General features: G+C 71.4%; 13 protein-coding genes and 1 pseudogene. 5 read left to right on the plus strand and 9 right to left on the minus strand.

What is annotated here, in order from left to right; translation table 11 throughout:
• Positions 1 to 13: 13 nt before the first annotated feature.
• A complete protein-coding gene (locus DFP74_RS30350) occupies positions 14 to 2,539 on the plus strand; it encodes a M48 family metalloprotease (RefSeq protein WP_121187048.1) in 2,526 nt (841 codons plus the stop codon).
• A 58-nt stretch (positions 2,540 to 2,597) separates the two neighbouring features.
• Here the strand turns inward: DFP74_RS30350 and DFP74_RS30355 are convergent, their stop codons facing one another.
• A complete protein-coding gene (locus DFP74_RS30355; RefSeq protein ID WP_121187050.1) occupies positions 2,598 to 3,707 on the minus strand; it encodes a lactonase family protein in 1,110 nt (369 codons plus the stop codon).
• 155 nt (positions 3,708 to 3,862) lie between these two features.
• Here DFP74_RS30355 and DFP74_RS30360 point away from each other — a divergent pair, with 155 nt between their 5' ends.
• Complete coding sequence (locus tag DFP74_RS30360) at positions 3,863 to 4,417, plus strand: RICIN domain-containing protein (RefSeq protein WP_121187052.1); 555 nt, start codon at positions 3,863 to 3,865, stop codon at positions 4,415 to 4,417.
• Between the two features lie 118 nt (positions 4,418 to 4,535).
• On the opposite strand, the gene hrpA is transcribed toward DFP74_RS30360, so the two are convergent.
• Positions 4,536 to 8,543 carry an ATP-dependent RNA helicase HrpA gene (hrpA, locus tag DFP74_RS30365; RefSeq protein WP_121187053.1) on the minus strand — a complete coding sequence of 1,336 codons (4,008 nt, stop codon included), beginning with the start codon at positions 8,541 to 8,543 and terminating at the stop codon, positions 4,536 to 4,538.
• A 221-nt stretch (positions 8,544 to 8,764) separates the two neighbouring features.
• Here hrpA and DFP74_RS30370 point away from each other — a divergent pair, with 221 nt between their 5' ends.
• Complete coding sequence (locus tag DFP74_RS30370) at positions 8,765 to 9,571, plus strand: thioesterase II family protein (protein ID WP_121187055.1); 807 nt, start codon at positions 8,765 to 8,767, stop codon at positions 9,569 to 9,571.
• Between the two features lie 4 nt (positions 9,572 to 9,575).
• Here the strand turns inward: DFP74_RS30370 and DFP74_RS30375 are convergent, their stop codons facing one another.
• Entirely contained in the window at positions 9,576 to 10,943 is a 1,368-nt protein-coding gene (locus DFP74_RS30375; protein WP_147453935.1) for a glycosyltransferase, read from the minus strand.
• Positions 10,944 to 11,170: 227 nt separating this feature from the next.
• Between DFP74_RS30375 and DFP74_RS30380 the strand changes: the two genes are divergently transcribed.
• Both DFP74_RS30380 and DFP74_RS30385 read left to right on the plus strand, forming a co-directional pair.
• Positions 11,171 to 12,496: a glycosyltransferase gene (locus DFP74_RS30380; RefSeq protein WP_158613082.1), complete on the plus strand. Its 1,326-nt coding sequence runs from the start codon at positions 11,171 to 11,173 to the stop codon at positions 12,494 to 12,496.
• Positions 12,497 to 12,543: 47 nt separating this feature from the next.
• The gene (locus DFP74_RS30385; RefSeq protein ID WP_121187061.1) at positions 12,544 to 13,743 is read left to right on the plus strand and encodes a cytochrome P450; all 1,200 of its coding nucleotides are present in this window, start codon (positions 12,544 to 12,546) and stop codon (positions 13,741 to 13,743) included.
• 46 nt (positions 13,744 to 13,789) lie between these two features.
• On the opposite strand, the gene DFP74_RS30390 is transcribed toward DFP74_RS30385, so the two are convergent.
• From DFP74_RS30390 to DFP74_RS30410, 6 genes and pseudogenes are all read right to left on the minus strand, one after another.
• Complete coding sequence (locus tag DFP74_RS30390) at positions 13,790 to 16,567, minus strand: LuxR family transcriptional regulator (protein ID WP_158613083.1); 2,778 nt, start codon at positions 16,565 to 16,567, stop codon at positions 13,790 to 13,792.
• A 759-nt stretch (positions 16,568 to 17,326) separates the two neighbouring features.
• The gene (locus DFP74_RS34800) at positions 17,327 to 17,521 is read right to left on the minus strand and encodes a ferredoxin (protein WP_255499718.1); all 195 of its coding nucleotides are present in this window, start codon (positions 17,519 to 17,521) and stop codon (positions 17,327 to 17,329) included.
• Positions 17,522 to 17,593: 72 nt separating this feature from the next.
• A pseudogene (gene rfbA / locus DFP74_RS30395) lies at positions 17,594 to 18,451 on the minus strand (glucose-1-phosphate thymidylyltransferase RfbA); the annotation flags it as partial.
• Entirely contained in the window at positions 18,451 to 19,461 is a 1,011-nt protein-coding gene (gene rfbB / locus DFP74_RS30400; protein ID WP_121187067.1) for a dTDP-glucose 4,6-dehydratase, read from the minus strand. The pseudogene rfbA and the gene rfbB, both read right to left, overlap by 1 nt.
• 8 nt (positions 19,462 to 19,469) lie before the next feature.
• Positions 19,470 to 19,745: an acyl carrier protein gene (locus tag DFP74_RS30405; RefSeq protein WP_121187069.1), complete on the minus strand. Its 276-nt coding sequence runs from the start codon at positions 19,743 to 19,745 to the stop codon at positions 19,470 to 19,472.
• Positions 19,742 to 21,493 carry a fatty acyl-AMP ligase gene (locus tag DFP74_RS30410; RefSeq protein WP_121187071.1) on the minus strand — a complete coding sequence of 584 codons (1,752 nt, stop codon included), beginning with the start codon at positions 21,491 to 21,493 and terminating at the stop codon, positions 19,742 to 19,744. Before DFP74_RS30410 ends, DFP74_RS30405 begins: the two co-directional genes overlap by 4 nt.
• Positions 21,494 to 21,510 lie beyond the last annotated feature (17 nt).

Here is a 21,510-nt window from a genome sequence, read left to right on the forward strand (position 1 = left end):
CACCTCGGCGACGATGACCCGCTTCGTGCTTCTCATCGTGGCCACGGTCAGCGCTTCCCTGACCGTTCTCAGTATCCTGGCGGGCATCATCGGCCGGACCGATGTGCCCGGGCTCCCCGGTGTCCACGCGTGCGCCGCCGACGCACGCGCCGACGCGGGCCGGGTTCCCGCGCTGACGCTCCTCACCGAGTACGGGGACTGCGTCGCGCACGGGCTGCGGGCCAGCGGTCTGACCATCGTCGCGACCGCGCTGGCCCCTCTCGGTATCGCCCTCGCCGTCTATACCCTCTACCCCTGGCTGCTACGGAGGCGGATGCGGCTCCTGAGCGAGCAGGAGGAACCAGGGCTCCACACGCGAGCCGACGAGGTGCTGAGGTCGGCACTGGGCCCGTACCGGGACAGGGTCACGCTGCTGATCACCCGCGGGAGCGCTGGAGGGGCCCGGGCGTTCGGGGCCTGGGGTCGCTATTGGATCGCCATCGACCGGGGTCTCCTGCCCGCGGAGGCCGAGGGCGCGGGGACGGGCAGCGCTGTCGCCGTCATCCATCACGAAGCCGCCCACGTCCGCAACCGCGACATCGACATCACCTACCTCACCATCGCGATCTGGTGGGGCTTCCTGGCGATCTCGCTCCTCCTGCTGCCGCTGGCGTTCCTGAACCGGCAGGTCGTCGTGGACTTCGGGCTGCCCCTGGCCGTGGCGCTCGCCGTGCTGGTCCACGCGCGTGCACGGGTCCTCCGGGTCCGCGAGCTCTACGCCGACGCCCGCTCCGCCCTCGATCCACAGGCGCGACCGTGGCTGCTCCACCTGCTCGGCCGTCCCGCGAGGACGGTGTCCGGCCCCAAGCGCGTCCTGCGCGCGCTCACCAGTGCGCATCCTCCTCCGGACGTCCGCCGAGCCACGATCCAGGATCCGCGGCGTCTGCTGCGCGGCGGTGACGCGGACGTGGCCTTCACCGGTTTCGCGATCGGCCTGTCCTACAGCGTGCTCCAGCTGTTCCTGCCCACCCCGGACGACGCCGGCGGACGCTTCTCCCTCCCGACGGCCCTGATCTTCGCCACCTTTCTCACGACGGTCCTGACGGCGATCATCTGGCGTTCCGTCCTGGGGGAGTCCGCCCGTGGCCGGCGTTCACCGTCCACCGCACGGACCGCACTGGCCCTGACCTGCGGGGTGCTCGTCGGGCAGGTCCTCACTCCGGGCCCGCATGTGGTCACCTGGGACGCCATGCTGGTCGCGAGCCCCCCAGGAGCCCTGCTGCTGGCGGTGCTCCTGTGGGGATGGTGCTGGATCCTGGTGGGCTCACTCTCGTTCGCCGCCACCTGTTGGACCAGTGGGTCACGACGGTCCTGGCCCTTGTGGGCCTGCGCGGCGGTGAACGTCCCCCTCGCCGTGGTCGCACTCGACACGTGGTTCGCCACCCTGGCGTTCGCCACGATGTCACCCGGGTTGTGGAGCGTCGTCTACTGGACCACCGCCCTGCTGACCACCTCCCCCTACCTGTTGTCGGTCGGGCTGCTGGCCGGTCTGTCCTTCCCCCTCCTGGCCTGGATCGCCTGGGATCCCGGGCAGCCCGGCGCCGACGGTGCGTCCGGCCCGGACCCGGCCCGACGCCTGTGTCCGCCCCGGGTCCCCGTGACCACGGCGATGGCGACCTTCCTCTGCCTGGTGGCCGTGACTCCCCTGATCGTCTTCCTGGGACCGACCGAGGAAACGGTTCTGCTCGGTCTGGTGGTGGTCGTGGGACCCGTCCTGACCGTCCTCGCCACCGGTGTCATGGCCTGGCGCCTGGGCGGGCGAGGAGCGATCGCGCGTGTCCTGTGCACGACCGTGGTCACGGTCGCCCTCCTGGCCCCCCTCTATCTGCCCGCCGCGTACCTGGGCACGCAGCTCATCCCGTGCCTCGGCGTTCCGGTCGGTGAGGGGGGTTGCTGGAGTGCCCCGGAGCTCAGGGGCCGAGTCTGGCTCCTCAACGTGTTCCTGCTCGTCCCCACTCTCCTGGTGGCGTGTCCGACCGCGGTCGTGATCTGCGCTGTGCGGGCTCAACGCGGCCGTGAGGCACGCCGTGTCCCGCCTGCCGCCGGGTACTGGCCGAAGGCCCGCGCGAGCGGACTGGTACTCGTGCTCGCGGCAGGCATATCCGCGATCATCGTCGGCGAACTGTCGAACGCCGCACGCACCTCCGAGCCCCACTACCTGGGAGACGCCGCCCGAGCCGAGATACTCGCGCCCGCGAGCGCGAAGCAGCAGGACGGAGCCACCACGTGCGCGGCGAACGACCGCTTCCACGCCGAGTCTCTAGGCATAGCGCTGTCGGCGGAATCGGACCTCTCGCGCGCCCGGGCCGTACGGGTGATGGCCGCGTCCACCGATCCGGTCCTGCGGGAATTCGCCCAGGCGTCCGTGGAGGCCGTCGGTGAGGATGCCGCCGACGGCGGGGCCGATCCTGGCAGGGTCGCCTTCCAGACCAGCGCGGCGGCATTGAACTACTGCGGCAGCACCTACCCGGGCACAGGGTCTACCGGCCTGGGGTGGTGACACCGGGGGCGCGTGTGTCACCCGCACCCCAGGACCGGTCGCGCGGACCGACCCAGGGTCAGTCCCGTGCCGCGCGGCGGATGCGGTTGATGGGGACGGGGAGGACGCACACGGGGGCGGAGATCGGCAGGCGGTGGCCGGTGTCGGAGGGCACGCCGGTCTTGGCGTCGATGAGCAGGGCGGCCAGGGCGTCGCCGTTCTGGGCGGCGACGACCAGGTGGTCGGGTTCGTCGCGGTGCCCGCGCACCACGGTGAAGTTGCGCGGCCACGCGCCCCCGGCCGGGGTGTTGGCGAGGTGCTCCAGGCGCGCTCCGCCGTCGCGGACCGCCAATGTGGAGATGACGTCCGCGCCGCGGTTGGACACGTACACGCGGTCGGCGTGCGCGAGGATCTCGCCGGGGAAGTTGGTGCCCGCCGCCTGTTCGCCGGTGGCGTGCTCCGCGCCGAGGTACTCCGCGGTGCCGGTGTCGCCGTCCCAGCGCAGGACGTGCACGCGCGAGTCCAGTTCGCCCGCCACGTAGACGTGCTCCCCCGCCACCGCCGCGTGGCGCGGGCCGGTGCCCGGGGGCAGCACGATCGTGCCGGTCTGTTCGCCCTCGCGGATCACGCGCAGTTCGTCGGTGCCCAGGTCGGCCACGAGCACGTGGAGCGGGTCGACCGCGACGGCGCTGTGGGCGTGCGAGCCCTCCTGGCGGTCCGTGACGGGCCCGGAGCCGGTGTGCGCGAACCGCTCCCCCTCCACGGGGGCGCCGTCGGCCGCCAGGGCGAACAGGTCCACCACGCCGTTGGCGTAGTTGGTGACCGTGAGCGCGGTGTCCGTCGCCAGGACGTGGCAGGGCGAGGCTCCCCCGGTGGGAGCCTGCCCGAGTTCGGCGAGAACGGCGTCGGCGTCGATCCGCCAGGCGGTGACGGTGCCCTTCTCGCGCTCGTTGACCGCGTAGACCGTGGGCGGGTCGGCGCGGTAGGCGAGGAACGAGGGGCCGGTGGTGTGCGCGGCCACGCCTCCGTCGGCCATCTCCCCGGTCATGGGGTCGAACCAGACCCTGTGGATGCCCTGCCCCCCGCCGGGAGGCTCGGAGTCGGGAGTGTAGGTGCCCACGAAGAGTAGCCGTCGACGGTCCACTAGGAGTCCTCGCCTTCTGGGCCCGCGGCCCGCTGAGCGTCGCATTCGACGGGCGCATGCTATCGCCCGGAGGCCCTGAGCCGGGATCGCCCACGGCAACACTCCAGGGCGAGGCGCCCTCGACTACTGAGAGTAACTTTATTGTTACTTTATGGCTGCCGCTACCAACCGCGGCATTCACATCGAGAGGATCACGACCGATGAAGATCTCCGTGCTCGCCGTGTCGGCCGCCGTGGCCGTGGGAGTGCTGTCCGCCGCGCCCGCCTCGGCAGGAGCCGTTCCCGACGACTTCCGCTACCTCGTCCACAAGTCGAGCGGGCTGTGCGTCGCCAACACGGACCAGGGCAAGCCCATCGAGCTGATCGAATGCGACGAAGGGCTGGGTTGGGACGACTCCTACGAGGGGGAGCCTGAGGTCGACCACAACCAGCACTGGTGGTTCATCCCGCGCGACGGCCACCACGTGGCGGTCAACCACCTGGCCTCCGTCCAAGCCGAGGACTTCGTCGTCATGACCGCGACCCACCACAAGCACAGGGTCATCACTGCGCCATGGGAGGAGAAGAAGAAGCAGAAGTGGACTCTGATCCGGCAGGGACACGGCTGGGCACTCAAGAACGCCAAGTCCCACAAGTGCCTGACCTTCGGTGGCTACGCGGGAGACAAGGGCGTCCAGAAGAAGTGTGACGGCGGCGCCGACCAGACGTTCGAGATGCCGTTCGCGCACCCGGCACCGCCGCTCGAACTGCCGTAGCGGGCGTCTCGCCCGTCCTGGTCCCGGATCGCCCTGCTCAGGTTCGGGACCTATGCGCGACCGCTCCCATCGACAGCGCTGCCGGAGCCCGGCCCTGGGGCCGGTCCGGCGCCCGAGGCTACTTCCCGGCGGTCTTGACGCCCTCCAGGGCCTTCATGATGCGCTTGTCCGAGACCGGGTAGGCGGTCCGCAGCTCCTGGGCGAACAGGCTGACCCGGTACTCCTCCAGCATCCAGCGCAGCTCGACCACGTCCGGGTCGGCGGACCGGCCCGCGGGCAGGACCCCCACGACCTTGCGCACGGCCTGGCGCATCTGCTCGACCTTGGCCATGTTGACCTGGTCCCGGCGCGGGTTGTCCGGCAGCTTGGTCAGCCTGTACTCGATCCCGCGCAGGTAGCGGTGCACGTCGTCCAGGCGGTTCAGGCCGGCGGTGGTGGCGAACCCGTCGCCCACCAGGTCGCCGAGCTGGCCCTGCACGTCGTTGAGCGAGGGCAGGACCGCCAGGGACGTGGTGCCCTTGACCTTCTTGGACACCTTGCGCCACAGCACGAGGATCCGCGCCACCTTGTCCAGGACGTCGGCGAGGGTGTCGCCGAGGTCGGCGCGGACGCGGTCGGCGAGCTTGCCGAAGTCCTCCGCGTTCCACACCGGGCCGCCCTCGCGGGCCAGCAGGTGGTCCACGGCGGCGGACTCGGCGTCGGCGAGCATCTTCTTGACCGACCCGTGCGGGTTGTCGGCCAGCGCGAGCTTGTCCGGGTTGTTGAGCCCCTTGCTGACCGCGAGCGCCGGGGAGGGCACCGTGAGCAGGAGCAGTCGACGCGTGCCCGCCCACATGGCGGCGCGCTGCTCGGGCCGGGTGTCGAAGATGCGGATGGCGACGCTCTCGCCCTCGTCGACCAGCGCCGGGTAGCCCTTGACCTTGGGGCCGAGCGCCTTGCGTTCCAGGGTCTGTTCCAGGGGACCGAAGTCCCAGGAGGTGATCCCCTTGCGCTCCACGCCCTTGGCCTCGGCGGAGATCGCCTCGCGCAGGCGCGGCTTGAGCTTGGCGCGCAGCTGCTCCAGGTCCTTGGACTCGGCCAGGGTGCGGCCCCGGTCGTCCACGGCCCGGAAGGTGATGCGCAGGTGGTCGGGCACCCGGTCCAGCTGGAAGGCGTCCGCGGGCACCTTGTCCCCGCCCTTGGGCACGGCCATGCGGGTCAGTTCGGCGGCCAGCGCCTCGGCCAGCGGCCCCTCGTAGGGGGTCAGGCCCGCCCGCGCCTGGGCGGCGTGGTCGGGCACCGGGACGAAGAAGCGCCGCAGCGGCTTGGGCAGCGACCGGATCATCGCGGTGATCAGCTCGTCGCGCAGGCCCGGGATCTGCCAGTCGAACCCGGTGTTCTCCACCTGGTTGAGGAACTTCACCGGCACGCGGGCGGTGACGCCGTCGGAGTCGCTGCCCGGCTCGAACTGGTAGCTCAGCGGGAAGACGAACTCGCCCTGGCGCCACACGTCCGGGTAGTCGGCCTCGCTGACGGCGCCGACGCCGTCGTTGATGAGCTCCTCGCGGGTGAAGTCCAGGAGCGTGGGGTCCTCGCGCCGGGCCTGCTTCCACCAGGAGTCGAAGTGCGCGGCCGAGACGGCCGACTCCGGGATGCGCCGGTCGTAGAAGTCGAACAGCGCCTCGTCGTCCACGACGATGTCGCGGCGGCGGGCCCGGTGTTCGAGGTCCTCGACCTCCTCCAGGAGCTTGCGGTTGTCGTGGAAGAAGTGGTGGCGGGTCTCCCAGTCGCCCTCCACCAGGGCGCGCCGGATGAACAGCTCGCGCGAGAGCGCCGGGTCGATGCTCCCGTACTGCACCTTGCGCTGGACGACGATCGGCACCCCGTACAGGGTGACGCGCTCGAAGGCCATGACGGCGCCGCGCTTGCGCTCCCAGTGCGGTTCGCTGTAGCTGCGCTTGACGATGTCCCCGGCCAGCTCCTCGGCCCACTCGGGTTCGATCCGGCCGACCATGCGGCCCCAGAGCTTGGAGGTCTCCACCAGCTCGGCGGCCATGACGAAGCGGGGCTGCTTCTTGAACAGCGACGACCCCGGGAAGATCGCGAAGCGCGCGCCCCGCCCGCCCAGGTACTCGTGCTTGTCGGGGTCCTTCAGGCCCACGTGGGACAGCAGCCCGGCCAGCAGCGACTTGTGCACCTCGGCGGGGTCGGCGGCGGCCTCGCGCGGAGCCGGCACCTCGATGTCCATGGTCCGCAGCACCTGGCGGAGCTGGCCGTGGATGTCCTGCCACTCGCGCACGCGCAGGTAGTTGAGGAACTCGTCCCGGCACATGCGTCGGAACTGGTTGCCCGACAGCTCCTTCTGCTTGTCGCGCAGGTGGTTCCAGAGGTTGAGGAAGGCCAGGAAGTCCGATTCCTTGTCGGCGAACCGGGCGTGCGAGGCCTGCGCCTGCTGCTGCTTGTCCGCGGGCCGCTCGCGCGGGTCCTGGATGGACAGCGCGGAGGTGATGACCAGGACCTCGCCCAGGCAGTCGCGCTCCTTGGCCTCCAGCACCATGCGGCCCAGGCGCGGGTCGATGGGCAGCTGGGCCAGGGCGCGGCCCCTGGGCGTGAGGCGGCGCTTGGCGCCGGAGGGGTCCGGATGCAGGGCGCCCAGCTCGGTGAGGAGGTTGACGCCGTCCTTGATCTGGCGGTGGTCGGGACCGTCCACGAACGGGAAGGCGGCGATGTCGCCCAGGCCCAGGGCGGCCATCTGGAGGATGACCGAGGCGAGGTTGGTGCGCAGGATCTCGGGGTCGGTGTACTCCGGGCGGGACAGGAAGTCCTCTTCGGAGTACAGCCGGATGCAGATGCCCTCGGACACGCGGCCGCAGCGGCCCTTGCGCTGGTTGGCCGAGGCCTGGGAGACGGCCTCGATGGGCAGGCGCTGCACCTTGGTGCGGTGGCTGTAGCGGGAGATGCGCGCGGTGCCGGGGTCGATGACGTACTTGATGCCGGGCACCGTGAGGGAGGTCTCGGCGACGTTGGTGGCGAGCACGACGCGGCGGCCGGTGTGCGAGGACCACACGCGTTTTTGCTCGGCGACCGACAGGCGCGCGTAGAGCGGCAGCACCTCGGTGCCCGCGAACTTCTTCTTCTCCAACGCCTCGGCGGTGTCGCGGATCTCCCGCTCGCCGCTGAGGAAGACCAGCACGTCGCCGGGGGCCTCGCGGCCCAGTTCCTCCACGGCCTCGATGATGGCCTGGGTCTGGTCGCGGTCCTTGCCCGGCCCCTGCCCACCCGTCAGCCCGCCACCACCCTCAAACGACGACCTGCGGTCGCGGTCCCTCTCCTCCGGATCCAAAATCTCGTCGTAGACGGGCCGGTAGCGGACCTCGACGGGGTAGGTGCGGCCGGAGACCTCGACGATGGGGGCGTCGTCGAAGTGCTGGGAGAAGCGCTCCGGGTCGATGGTCGCCGAGGTGATGACGACCTTGAGGTCGGGGCGCTTGGGCAGCAGCTGCTTGAGGTAGCCCAGCAGGAAGTCGATGTTGAGGCTGCGCTCGTGCGCCTCGTCGATGATGAGCGTGTCGTAGGCGCGCAGCATCCGGTCGTGCTGGATCTCCGCCAGCAGGATGCCGTCGGTCATCAGCTTGACCAGCGTGCTCCCGCTGGAGGAGTCGGTGAAGCGCACCTTGTAGCCGACGGTCTCGCCGAGCGGGGTGCCGATCTCGTCCGCGATGCGCTCGGCGACCGTGCGCGCGGCCAGGCGGCGCGGCTGGGTGTGGCCGATGGTGCCCATGACGCCGCGGCCGAGTTCGAGGCAGATCTTGGGCAGCTGCGTGGTCTTGCCCGAACCGGTCTCACCGGCCACGATCACGACCTGGTGGTCGCGGATGGCCGCCGCGATGTCCTCGCGGCGGGCGCTGACCGGGAGCTCTTCGGGGTAGCTGAGCTCGGGCACCGCTTCCCGGCGCACGTCCACGCGCAGGACGGCCTCGTCGATGTCGCGGGCGATCTGGGCGGTGACGGAGGCGCGCCGCCGTTCGTCACGGAGCTTCGCCAGACCGTCGATACGCCGACGGAGCCGGTGCCGGTCCGAGGGCATGAGGTCGCGGAGCCGGGAACGGAGTGTGTCCGCGCCGGGCGCGGGCGTGGTGGTGCTCATCAGTTCTCAAGGTTATGAGGGTCGGCAACCGGTTTTTCACCCGGCTCGGGCGTGGTCGGGGCGCTTCCAGTATCGGCCACTGGTTCCCAACGCTCCGGAGAGGGGGGTTGTTCCGGGTGCCGCTGGACAGGGGTCGGTAGGGGTTGCCGGTTCGACGACACCGTTGACAGGGTCGTTGACGCTGTCGAATTCGGACAGCCGACGAGATCACGGGGGTCACCATGACGAGACGCGCCCGTCGGGCCGAGGCCCGCCCAGTGGAGTCCGGCTCTCCGCGACCGAAGGCCGGTCGGTGGCTGCGGCGCTACCACCGGGCCCCCGATGCGGCTGCCCGGCTCGTGTGCTTCCCCCACGCGGGCGGCTCCGCGGGCACCTTCCGTCCCCTCTCGGCCGCCCTGTCCCCCGAGGTGGACGTGGCCGCCGTGCAGTACCCGGGCCGACAGGACCGGCTCCGTGAGGGACCCGCCCGGGACGTCCCCTCCCTGGCCGGGTCGGTCACCGAGGCGGTGGCGGCGGAGGGCGGCGACCGCCCCACCGCCTTCTTCGGCCACAGCATGGGCGCCGCCGTCGCCTTCGAGGCCGCCCACCTGCTGCGGGGGCGCGGCGTCCCGACCGTGCTCTTCGTCTCCGGTCGGCGCGCCCCGTCCCGGAGCGGGGACGACCGGCGCCACCGGCTCTCCGACGACGCGCTCGCCGCGTACCTGCGCTCGCTCGGCGGCACGGAGGCGGCCGCCCTGGACGACCCCGAACTGCGCGCACTGGTGCTGCCGACGATCCGGGAGGACTACCGCCTGCTCGAGACGCATCGGCCGACCCTGGACACGGCCCTGGACGTGCCGATCGTCGTCCTGGTCGGGGACGCCGACCCGGTGACCACCCTCGACGAGGCCCGGGACTGGCGACGGCACACCACGGCCCCTGGCCCGGTACACGTCCTGCCGGGTGGCCACTTCTTCCTCACCGCGCAGACGGCGGCGGTGGCCTCGGTCATCACCGACGCGCTGCGTCCCTCACGAGGCCGTGTGTGACGCCCTAGGACCGTCCGGAACGTCGGGCCCGTGCCTCACGGCGCCGCGAGACCTCGGTGCGCGACCGGGACGCCTCCTCCAGGACGACCTCGGCGCCGCGGGACGCGCCGCCGTACGCGCGCAGGGCCTCCCGGTACCGGCGGGAACGTGCGCGGATCCCCGGATCGGCGAGCACCCGCTCCACCGCGGCGCGGACACCGGCCGCCCGCGGCCGGTCCGTCCGGAGCGAGACGCCGACACCGGACCACTCGACCCGGGCGTTGCTCTCCATCTTGTCCTCGGTCGTCCCGGCGACCACCAGCGGCACTCCATGGGAGAGGGCGATCTGGACGCTGCCGAAGCCTCCGGTGCAGACCAGCAGGTCGGCGGCCGGCAGGAGTTCGGAGAAGGGCACGAAGCCCTCGATCCGCAGGTTGTCGGGCCGGACGTGGGGCGGGAGTACGTCGTCGGGGTCCCGGCCCGCCGTCGTGGCGACCACCAGGGCCCGGCGGCCGGCCAGCCCTTCGATCGCGGGCAGGAGCAGCCGTCCCGGATTCGTGGACGTCGTGCCCTGCGTGACCACGACGACCGGCCGACCCTCAGCGCGGGCTCGGGCGACGTCCTCCCACCACCCGGGCGGAGTCCCTTCGTCCACCCCCTCCTGCGCGGTCACCCCGATGAACTCGACGTTGTCGGGCATGTCGCTGCGGGGGTATTCGAACTCGGGCAGGCCGGTCTGCAGGTAGCGGTCGGCGGCCTGGAACGGCCAGTCGGTGATGAGCCCTCGGTAGGGACCGCACCCGATGGCCGCGACGATGTCGCGGGCCGCTCGGTGGGCTCGGCGTAGCAGGACGTCGCGGGCGATCCAGTACAGGGCGCGGTTGCGCAGTCGGCCGACCGGTGAGGACGAGGGCGCCAGCCCGGTGCCGAAGGGGGCGGTGTCCACGCTGGAGACCGACAACGGGTTGAGGCCGAACACCACGCTCGGGACGCCGCGTCGGGCCGCCAGGAACATCGCGGGCACGAAGCCGTGGTCGGCCACGACCGCGTCCGGCCGTATCGCCTCGACGTGTCGTTCCAGGTCGGCGACGTAGGCCGGGACGGTCTCGAGGAAGACCTCGGTGAGCACACGTCTGACCTGGAGCAGCCCCTGTCTGTTGGCGTACTCCGCCTCCAGGGAGTCGCCGGTGGTGTCGTGGGGGAGGTCGGCGGTGATGGGCAGGAAACGGGCCCCGGCCGAGACGACGTGCGGCTCGAACTTGCGCCCGGTGTACCAGTGCACCTCGTGTCCCGTGTCGGCGATCTCGCGCGCCACTGGGAGCAGGGGGCGGACGTGGCCCGTGGCCGGGTGGGTGGTGAAGAGAACCGTGGACATGTCGGGATCGCCTCTCACGTTCGGCCACCTCCTGCGGTTTACGCGGTAAACGTACGGTGGGGAATTGCGCGATGTCAATACGTGATGCCCGTACGCCCCCCGCGAACCGCACCGCACCCGGCCCACCCCTATTCCCTCTGCGGACGACTGGGGCGACTAGGGGTTACCCGCGGACTTCGCCGTCTATACGGTCGTGGGGAACTGACTGGTTCCGGACTCGCTCCCGCCCCCGGGAAAGGCCCCACATGACCAGAATCCTCTTCACGACAATGCCCATCACCGGACACGTGCGCCCTGCTCTTCCGGTCGCCCGTGCGCTGGTGCATGCCGGACACGAGGTCGTCTGGTACAGCGGCCCGATGTTCGAGACGCCCATCACCCGCACCGGAGCCCGATTCGTCCGCAGCTCGGTGGAGTTCGATTCCATCGACGAGAACGGCGACGTCCTCCAGAGCATGGGCGACACCGAACCAGGGCTGTCCGGATTCAAACAGATCCTCAAGGACCTGTTCATCGATCCGATTCCCGCCTACGCCGCCGAGATCGGCCCGCTCATCGACGCCACGGACCCCGACGTCGTCGTCGCGGACCACAGTTTCCTCGCCGCGCCCATGCTCGCCCGCTTGCGCGGGGTGCCCGCGGTCATGTTCGCGATCAGCCCCCTGCACGTGTCCAGCGTGGACACCGCGCCCTTCGGTACCGGGCTGATGCCGTCCGCGACCCCGCTCGGCCGGGTGCGCAACCGGGCCCTGCAGTGGGTGATGAGCTCCCTGGTCTTCCGCGACACCCAACGGGCCCTGGAGCGGGCCACCGACGCCGTGGGGTTCCCCCGGCCCGAGGGCTTCTTCATGGACTGGGGGCTGCAGCTGGCCGACCGCTACCTGACCGCGAACATCCCTGAGTTCGAGTACCCCCGCAGCGACCTGCCCGCCGCCGTGGAGTTCGTCGGCCCCATGCTCCCCGACGGCGTGGACGACTGGACCCCACCCGAGTGGTGGTCGGACCTGGAGCGGGCGCGCGCACGGGGACGCCCGGTCGTCCTCGTCACCCAGGGCACCGTCGGCAGCGATCCGGCCAACCTGATCCTGCCCGCGATCTCGGCCCTGGCCGACGAGGACGTCCTGGTCGTCGTGACGTCCCACCCCCTGGATCCCGACGACCTCCTCTCCACCGGCCGGCGTCCGGCGAACCTGCGGATCGAGCGCTTCGTCCCCTTCACCGAACTGCTGCCGCTGACCGACCTCATGATCACCAACGGCGGGTACGGCGGCGTCCAGACCGCGCTGGCCTTCGGTGTCCCCCTCCTGGTCGCCGGACGCAGCGAGGACAAGATGGAGGTCAACGCCCGGGTGGCCTGGTCCGGCGCCGGGCTGTCGCTCGGTACCGGTTCCCCCAACCCCCGCAGGATCCGCGGGGGCGCGCTCAAGGTCCTCGGCGACCCGCGCTACCGCTCCCGGGCCACGGAGCTCCGGACCGCCTACGCCCGCTACTCCGGCGCCGAGCGCGCGGCGGAGATCATCGCCGCGACCGCCAGGACCGGCGACGCCCCGACCGCGCGCCCCGCCCGGTGAGGGCACCCACCAGCCGCACGACCCCGACCCAGGGACGGTAGGACACCATGACGACCGACATCGGACTCCCGCAGATGCGGTTCCGCCGCGACAACGTGATCGACACGGCCCCCGAGTACGACGTCCTGCGTGCGAACGCGCCGCTGACCCGCGTCCGCACGCCCGCCGGCGACCCGGCCTGGCTGACCACCGGGTACCACGTGACCAAGCAGCTGCTCGCCGAGACACGCCTGGGCCGTTCCCACCCCGACCCCGAGAACGCCCCCCGGATCTCGGACTCGATGCGCTTCGGTGGACCGCAGGGCGACCACGCGACCGAGGCCGATCTGCACAAGCTGCACCGCCGTCTGCTCGCCCCCGCGTTCTCACCGCGGCGGATGAACCTGATCGCGGACCACATCAGCGACCTCACCGACCAGGCGCTCAACGATCTCGCCGACCTGGAACCCCCTGTCGACCTGCACGACCGCCTGTCCTTTCCGCTGCCGATCCGCGTGGTCTGCGAACTGCTCGGCGTTCCTCTGGCGGACCGCGACCGCATCCGCGACTGGTCGTGGGAGTTCGCGAGCCTGTCCGACCACGACGGCGCGATGGCGGCCGGCCGGGAGATGTTCGCGTACATGGCCGAGCTCGTCGCCCGCAAGCGCGTCGAGCCGGCCGACGACCTGATGTCGGACCTGGTGGCCGCGTCCGCGGAGCACGACCTGCTCACCGACATGGAGCTGGCCGACATGGGCATGAACCTGCTGTTCGGCGGGCACGAGACCACGGTCGCGCGGATCGACTACGGGACCCTCCTGCTGCTCACCCACCCCGACCAGCTCAAGGCGCTGCGCGACGACCCCGCCCTGGTCGAGCCCGCGGTCGAGGAGATCATGCGGTTCAGCGTCCCCGTCGACGACACCTTCCCCCGGTACGCCCACGCCGACATCGAGGTCGGCGACGTCACCATCCGCGCGGGCGAGGCGGTGCTGCTGCCGCCGAGCGTGGCCAACCGGGACCCTGAGGTCTTCCCCGACCCCCACCGGTTCGACATTCGGCGCCGGTCGGCCCAGCCGCACCTGGGCTTCGGACACGGACCGCACTACTGCGTGGGCTCCGGTCTGGCCAGGCTGGAGCTCAAGGCCGTGTTCGGGCGGCTCTTCCAGCGCTTCGCCGGCCTGGAGCTGGCGGTGCCCGCGGCCGAGCTCGAACTCAACGAGGACCGGTTCACCGGCGGTCTGCGGCGGCTCCCGGTCACCTGGTGAGCGTCCGGCCGGGAGCTCGCGGACGCGGGCTCCCGGCCGGGTGCGCTCAGACCTCCGCGGCGGGCCCCACGGTCTGCGGGGCGAACCGCCGCAGACCCACCGGCAGGTCCGCCCGGCGCCTGACGTTGAGCTTGCGGTACACCCGCGTCAGGTGCTGCTCCACGGTGCTCACCGTGATGAAGAGCTTCGCCTCGATCTCCTTGTTCGTGTAGCCCAGAGCGGCCAGCGCGGCCACCCTGCGCTCGGCCCTGGTCAGGCCACGCGCCCCTGGCTCCTCCTCCGTCGGCGATGACGGCGCGGACGACCCGCCGTCGACGTCGGCGGCCTCGTCCGTCGCACCCGACAGGCCTCGAACCAACTGCTCCAACCTGCGGTGGGCGGCGCGCGCGGCCTCCGACTCTCCCGCGGACTCCAGGGCGCGGCTCAGGCTCCGCAACGCGCGGGACGACTCGAAGACGTCCCCGGCCTGGTCCAGCATCGCGACCGACTCCCGCAGCGTCCGCACGGCGGCCGCGGGGTCCGCGTCGCTGATGCCGACGGCGCGCAGCGCCATGCCTCGCATGCGCGTACCGCCCGGGCCGAGGTTTCCCAGCTGCTCCTCGGCCAGTCGGCGCGCGGCGGCCGTCCTGCCCAGCAGGACGTTGGCCTCGGTGGCGCCCACCCGCCACGGCACGGCCGTGGGCAGGTCCATGCCCCATTGGTGCAACCGGTCGCCACAGGCCTCGAACTCGTGGAGAGCCGAGTAGACCTGGCCGGTCTCCAGGTAGTGCAGACCCCGTTCGTAGATGAAGAGCATCCCGAACAGGGTCTGGTACATCGAGTCCGGTACGGGCATGCGCAGCTGGGTGACGGCGGCCTGGTGCCTCCCCAGCTTGGTCAGCGCGGCCAGCCGCGCCGACAGGGGCAGGCCGATGGCGGTGCCCCACCCGCGCGGGGTCAGCATGTCGGTGGCGCGGCGGGCGAGCTCGTCCGCGCGCGTCAGTTCGCCCTGCCTCAACAGGACGTGCGCGTGCACCGCGGTGAGCACCGCCTCCCAGACCCGCGCCCCGGTGCCGGCCGTCTTGGACAGCAGGGCCTCGCTCCAGTACCCGGCCCGGTCGTGGTGGTCGGTGAAGAGCATGGCCGTCAGGGCGGACGCCTGGAGGTCGAAGGTCTGCTCCGTCAGGGAGTAGCCGCTCAGGAGCTCTTCGGCCGCGGTGGCCACCTCCTCGCGCGGTCCGCCCGAGCGCAGCAGCCCCAGCATCGTCAGTGCCTTGGACCAGGGTGTGTCGGCGGGGCGCCCCGGCCCGGCCGGTTCGAGTCCGGCGACTCCCTCGGCGGCCGGCGGGCACAGGAAGGCGAGCCAGTGCATGGCCAGCCCGAAGGTGTCGTTGCGGGTCAGGTCCTGCGGGCCCGACTCCGACAGCACCCGCATGGTCTCCTTGAGGTCGTCCAAGTGGCCGTACCAGAGCAGCACCTTGGCCAGCGGCAGCGCGTCCTCGCGGGAGAGCCAGCCGTCGGCGCGCGCCTGGCGCAGCAGCTCCACGTAACGTGTCACGCCGTTGGGTTTGTCGGGCCACTCCGCCTGGAGCAGGAGGCTGGTGACCTCGACCCGGCCCCGGAGGTCGCCGACACTGCGCACCGCGAGGGAGAGACGCTGCTTGGCGAGGTCGACGTCCTCGTGCGCCATCGCCTCCTGGGCCGTGTGCCGCAGGACGTCGGACGCCCAGGGCCGGTCCGGTACGATCCCGTGCCGGTCCGCGGCGACGAGCTGGTCTGCGACCTGCGAGGTCGCCGTGTCGTGCGTGTAGAGCAGGTCGGCCGCGCCGAGGTGGAGGCGGGCCCGTTCGGCGCCGCTGAGACTGCCCAGCGCGGCGGTCCTGGCCAGGGGGTGCCGGAAGCGCCCCGCGTGCAGGAGTCCGGTGGACTCCAGGTCGCCGATCGCCTGGTTGGCCGTGTCCTCGGTGAGGCCGAGCAGAGACCCGAGCAGTGCCGGCGTGGCCGCCTCCCCGAGGACCGCCGTCCCCTGGGCGACCGCCAGCTGCGGGCGGCCCCAGCGGTGCAGCAAGGTGCGCACGGCGCGCTGGAACTCCAGTCCGATGGGTTCGGGCCTGGTCAGAGCGGTGTCCTCGCGTTCGCCCCGTGTGGCCGCGAAGTCCTCCAGCAGGCCGTGGAGGAGGAGCGGGTTGCCCCCGCTGAGCTCGTGGTACCCCGTGGCGAGGAGGTCGGCGGCGCGCCGGTCGAAGCGCCGCTCCAACAGTTCGGCCACGGCGTTCGGGGAGAGCAGGGCCAACCGGGCGTGCGAGGTGTTGGGCCAGCGGGTGATCTGGGCCCGAAAGGCCTCGTACTCGGGCGGCAGGAGCCCGTTCTGCTCGGTCAGCACCATGACGACGTTGGCGAACCTCAGGCGGCGCTGCAGGTACAGGAGCCCGCGCAGCGAGGAGGCGTCGGCGGCGTGCACGTCGTCGACGGCGACGACGACCGGCTGCCGCGCGGCGAGTTGGGTCAGGAACGTACACAGGTCCTCGACCAGGTGCCCGTCGGAGCGCGGCGCCTCGGACCAGGCGGCCGCCTCGACCAAGGTGGAGGTGTCGTGGCAGGGCTCCGCCAGGACCAGGTTGCCGGCGATCTGCCGGATCACGCCCATGTCCAAACCGCGCTCGCCGTGTGCCGCGGTCGCCGTGGCCAGAGCCACCCCGCGCCCTGCCGCGCGACCGAGGAAATCGTGCAGGAGTGCGGTCTTTCCGCTGGCCATGGGACCACAGATGACGACGAGCTGCCCTGATCCGCGGGCGCCGGCGGCGAGTGCGCCGTCGAGGACGGCGCGTTGTTCCTCTCGTTCCACCAGGGTCATCGGTTCTGCGGGGCGCGGCCCCGGGCCCGGACCGGGAGGACTGCGTCCCTACCCCCCTCCGCGTGGTGGGGGCGGGGGCCCGGCCGCGCTACTGCGGTGGGGAACTCCGTATGGAGCGGAGGTGCGAAGACCATGCGGGTACCTCCCTGAGGGTGATGGTTCGGACTCGCGGCACACGGACCCGGCCGCACGGGCAGGGACCGTCCTCGGGTGGCCGACACGGCGACGGGGCCACCTTGTGGGGTGAGGGGCCGCCTTGTGGAGATGCGCCGGGGCCGCCCCCAGGGACAGTGGGGCGACGACACCACAGATCAGATGTCGATTCGACCACGCGACGGGCGATTTTTCAACACCCTTGAATGGCCGGACAGCCATTGCCGGCGGCAATCACGACGGCTTCCGATGCATTCCTTCAGGTCATACCGCCCACAGCCGGAACGAAAAAGGGCGAATAACGCGACCGATTTCAATGTGATCTGGAACACACGTAATACGCCGTTAACACAACGGCGCGTCGGACGTCTTTACCGGCCTTCGTGCCGCAGCGGGCGACAGGGTGACTCCGCACCGAACGCAAGGAGTCACCGAGCGCTACTGGCGCGGGCGAACATGAGGGCACCTCATATTCTGAGGCGCCCTCGACCACCGATGACCTTTCCCCATCACCAGAGTTCACACCGGACACAGGCCGCGGTGCAATCCCATTCACGGTGTGGACGCAATACCAGACCCATCGAATTTACGGGCCATTCACCCGGATACGGATATGGCCGAAACCGGACAGATCACGGCCGCCGTACGCACAAGGTCGTGTTCCTCCACCGGAGGATGCTCGTCCTCCAGCGTCACCACGCCGTCATCCTCCCGTTGGCCGAAGACCCGGTCCGTGATCATGGTGCACTGTCCGGAGCCGATGCACACCCCCTGGTCGACCGCCACGCGCATCACCGGCCCGCCCTCCTCGCCGCCGACGCGGGCGGCCCCGACCGCGTCGGGGCCGCCGGACACCTCGGCCCGTACCCGGACGAGGTGCCGCCCATAATCCGAGTCCGCGCCCACGCGAGCGATGGCGGCGTCCATCCCCGCCCCGTCCAACATGCCCATCCGGTGGGCCACCTCCTCCACACAGGCGATCTGGACGCCCTGCCGGCTCTGCAGCACGCGCACGTAGTTCGCGGCCTCCAGCAGGGTCTCGTGCGTGCCGGCGTCCAGCCACATGGTGCCGCGGCCCAGGTTCACCAGCCTGGCACGGCCCTCCCGCACGAACCGGCGGTTGACGTCGGTGATCTCCAGTTCCCCGCGGGCGGAGGGGGTGAGTTCGGCCGCGTAGTCCAGGGCGTCGTTGTCGTAGAGGTAGAGCCCTGTGACCGCCAGCGAGGAGCGCGGGCGCTCCGGCTTCTCCTCGATGTCGACGAGGCCGCCGTCGCTGTCGAGCACCGCCACCCCGTACCGCTCCGGGTCGGCCACCGGGTATCCGAACAGCGTCGCCCCGGACAACTTCACCGCCTGCTCGCGCAGGACGGGCACCAGGTCGTGGCCATGGAAGATGTTGTCCCCCAGGATCAGCGCGACCTGCTCGTCACCGACGAACTCGCGCCCGACCACCAGGGCGTCGGCGAGTCCCCGCGGTCGGTCCTGCTCGGCGTAGTCGACCCGGATACCCAGGTCTCCGCCGTCACCGAACAGGCTCCGGTACTGGCCGACGTGCTCCGGGGTGCTGATGATGAGGATCTCCCGGATCCCCATCAGCATCAGCAGCGAGAGCGGGTAGTAGATCAGCGGTTTGTCGAACACGGGCAGCAGCTGCTTGGACTGCGTCCGTGTCAGCGGTCGCAGACGGGTGCCGGACCCGCCCGCCAGGATGATGCCGCGCATCAGTTCTCCTTTCCTGTGAGCACTCCGCCACCCGCGAACCCGGCGCCGGCCCGCAGGGGCTCCCACCAGTCGCGGTGGTCGCGGTACCACTGGACCGTGGCGCGCAGGCTCTCCCGGAAGTCGTCGTGCCGCGGCCGGTAGCCCAGCTCGCGTGCGGCCTTGGACCAGTCGACGGAGTACCTGCGGTCGTGGCCCTTGCGGTCGTCGACCCACGCGATCATCTCCGGGCCCCGGCCCAGGACGTCCAGGAGCGCGTCGGTCAGCCGGCGGTTGGTCAGCTCGGTGCCGCCGCCCAGGTTGTACACCTCGCCCGGCCTGCCGCGGTCGAGCACCAGCCGGATGCCGCGGACGTGGTCGTCGACGTGCAGCCAGTCCCGGACGTTGCCGCCGTCCCCGTACAGCGGCACCTGGAGCCCGAGCAGGAGGTTGGTGGTGAACAGCGGAACGATCTTCTCCGGGTACTGATAGGGACCGAAATTGTTCGAACACCGCGTGATCCGCACGTCGAGTCCGTGCGTGCGCGCGTAGGACAGGCACAGCAGGTCGCCCGCGGCCTTGGTCGCGGCGTAGGGGGAGTTCGGGTCCAGTGGGTCGGTCTCGGGCCAGGAGCCCTGATCGAGGGAGCCGTACACCTCGTCCGTCGACACGTACAGGAACGTGCCGACGCCGTGGCGCAGCGCGGCGTCGAGCAGGACCTGTGTTCCCAGAACGTTGGTCGTCGTGAACGCCGAGGCCGACGCGATCGACCGGTCCACGTGCGACTCCGCGGCGAAGTGCACCAGCCGGTCCTGTCCGCGCGCCAGCGTGTCGACCAGCTCCCCGTCGGACACGTCCCCGCGCACCAGCGTCACCCGGGGGTCGTCCAGGACGGGGGCGAGGTTGGCGGTGTTGCCCGCGTAGGTGAGCTTGTCCAGGACGACGATGCGGTCCTCAGGAGCCGCGTCGGCCGCCAGCGCGCGCACGTACGCCGAACCGATGAAGCCGGCGCCGCCGGTCACCAGGGTGTGCACGATGCCCCCTATCCTCGTGCGCCCGCACCCGACGAGGACAGGCCGACGATGTACGCGGCGGCGTCCTCGATGGTGGGGCTGTCGAAGACGAAGGTGGCGGGCACGTCGTGTCCGCTCCAGTCCTCCAGCTCGGCGGCCAGCTCGACCGCCTGGATGGAGGACAGTCCCAGCTCGCTGAACGTGGCTCCGGGGGAGACGGTGTCGCGGTCGATCCTCAGAATCACCGCGAGGCGGTCGGACAGCCATTCCTGGACGTCCCAATGGCTTCTCGTGGACGTGGTCATCGCGTTTCCTCCTGGGTGGTCGCGCCGACCGGCGCGTATTCTCCGGCGAGATAGGCGTTGCGGCAGACGCCGCGCTGCACCTTGCCGCTGGAGGTCTTCGGGATCTGGGTCCGGCCGACGAGGACGACGTCGTCCACCTGGATGCCGTGCTCGACGGCCACGGCGGCGCGCACCACCTGGGCGATCTCCTCGCGCTTGGCCGCGGCCCTGTCGCCCTGGCCGATGAGGCCGCCGCCCACGCCCGCGACGAGCACCACGCTCTCGTGGTCGCCCTGCTCGACCGAGAAGGCGATGACGTAGTTCTTGCCGACGGCTGGGTGGGCCTCCTCGACGGTGGCCTCCAGATCCTGCGGGTAGTGGTTGCGGCCCCCGACGATCACCACGTCCTTGAGCCGTCCGGTGACGAACAGCTCGCCCTCGTGCACGAAGCCGAGGTCGCCCGAGCGCAGGTAGGCGCCGCCTGTGCCGGTGGCGGTACGGGCGGCGAAGGTCCGCTCGCTGGCCTCGGGGTTCTCCCAGTAGTCGGTGGGCAGGTCGGGGCCGCCGATCCAGACCTCGCCGACCACGCCGTCGGGCAGAGGCCGGGCGGTCTCGGGGTCGACGATCGCGACCGTGCGGTCCATCGAGGTGAAACCGCTGGTCACCAGGGTCCGACCGGTCGGCGCGGGCACGGCGCGGCCCGCCTGCAGCTCGTCGGTGTCCACGGTCAGCTCGGTGGGCACGGTCCCGACGCGGTTCGCCGTCACCAGCAGGGTCGCCTCGGCGAGCCCGTAACAGGGCCACCACGAGCTCGGCGTGAATCCGTAGGGCGCGAAGCGCTCAGCGAAACGGGCGAGACTGCCCGAGCGGATCGGTTCGGCGCCGTTGAAGGCCGACTTCCAGCCGCTCAGGTCCAGACCCTCGATCTCCTGGTCGCGCACGCGGCTGGTGCAGAGGTCGTAGGCGAAGTTCGGGCCACCGCTGATGTTGGCCCCGTAGCGGGAGATCATCCACAGCCACCGGGCCGGGCGCTTGATGAACGCGAACGGCGCCATCACCACGGACAGGCCGCCCGCCCACAGGGGCGCGAGCACGTTGCCGATCAGCCCCATGTCGTGGAAGAGCGGCAGCCAGCTGGCCCAGCGCAGGTCCTCGTGGCGCTCGAAGGCGGCACGTATCATCTCCAGGTTGTGCGCCAGCGCCCCGTGCGTGACGACCACGCCCTTGGGAAGCGAGGTCGAGCCGGACGTGTACTGCAGGAACGCGGGCATCGCCGGGTCGGTCGGCTGCTCCAGCGTCGGCCCCACCGGGGTCCGCACCAGGTCGTCCACGTCGGCCCACCACGCCCCCTCCGTCTCCGGTGCGGCCGCGCGCAGGTCCGCGCGGGCCTCCTCGGGCAGGGAGGTGAGCACGGCCGCGGGTCGGCAGTCGGCGAAGATGGCGCGCAGCGTCCCCATCCGGTGCTTCTCCCGGGCGGACTGCGGAGGGTAGGCGGGAACCGCGATCACCCCGGCCCGCAGGCAGCCGAGGAAGGCCGGCACGAAGTCGGGTCCTTCCGGGAGCAGCAGGAGGACGCGGTCGCCGGGGGCGAGCCGGGTGCGCAGCGCGGCGGCGACGGCCCGGACCGTCGTGTCCAGCTCCCTGTAGGTGAGGGACCGGTCGGTCTCGGCCTCGCCCTTGACGAAGACGCACGCCCGCGCGTCGGGCCGCTGCTCGGCGTGGGCGTGGAGGCGGTCGATGAGGGTCGGTGGTGACATGACCGTGGTCATGGTGGACTCCTTCTCCG

It is taken from the genome of Nocardiopsis sp. Huas11 (assembly GCF_003634495.1).
Taxonomy (GTDB): domain Bacteria; phylum Actinomycetota; class Actinomycetes; order Streptosporangiales; family Streptosporangiaceae; genus Nocardiopsis.

Excerpts from the sequence above, each read along its gene's own strand:
- DFP74_RS30350 (WP_121187048.1), top strand. The coding sequence starts at position 14 with ATGACCCGCTTCGTGCTTCTCATCGTGGCCACGGTCAGCGCTTCCCTG.
- DFP74_RS30355 (WP_121187050.1), bottom strand. The coding sequence starts at position 3,707 with ATGCGACGCTCAGCGGGCCGCGGGCCCAGAAGGCGAGGACTCCTAGTG.
- DFP74_RS30360 (WP_121187052.1), top strand. The coding sequence starts at position 3,863 with ATGAAGATCTCCGTGCTCGCCGTGTCGGCCGCCGTGGCCGTGGGAGTG.
- hrpA (WP_121187053.1), bottom strand. The coding sequence starts at position 8,543 with ATGAGCACCACCACGCCCGCGCCCGGCGCGGACACACTCCGTTCCCGG.
- DFP74_RS30370 (WP_121187055.1), top strand. The coding sequence starts at position 8,765 with ATGACGAGACGCGCCCGTCGGGCCGAGGCCCGCCCAGTGGAGTCCGGC.
- DFP74_RS30380 (WP_158613082.1), top strand. The coding sequence starts at position 11,171 with ATGACCAGAATCCTCTTCACGACAATGCCCATCACCGGACACGTGCGC.
- DFP74_RS30385 (WP_121187061.1), top strand. The coding sequence starts at position 12,544 with ATGACGACCGACATCGGACTCCCGCAGATGCGGTTCCGCCGCGACAAC.
- DFP74_RS34800 (WP_255499718.1), bottom strand. The coding sequence starts at position 17,521 with ATGCGCGTGGCGGTCGACCAGGGGGTGTGCATCGGCTCCGGACAGTGC.
- DFP74_RS30405 (WP_121187069.1), bottom strand. The coding sequence starts at position 19,745 with ATGACCACGTCCACGAGAAGCCATTGGGACGTCCAGGAATGGCTGTCC.
- DFP74_RS30410 (WP_121187071.1), bottom strand. The coding sequence starts at position 21,493 with ATGACCACGGTCATGTCACCACCGACCCTCATCGACCGCCTCCACGCC.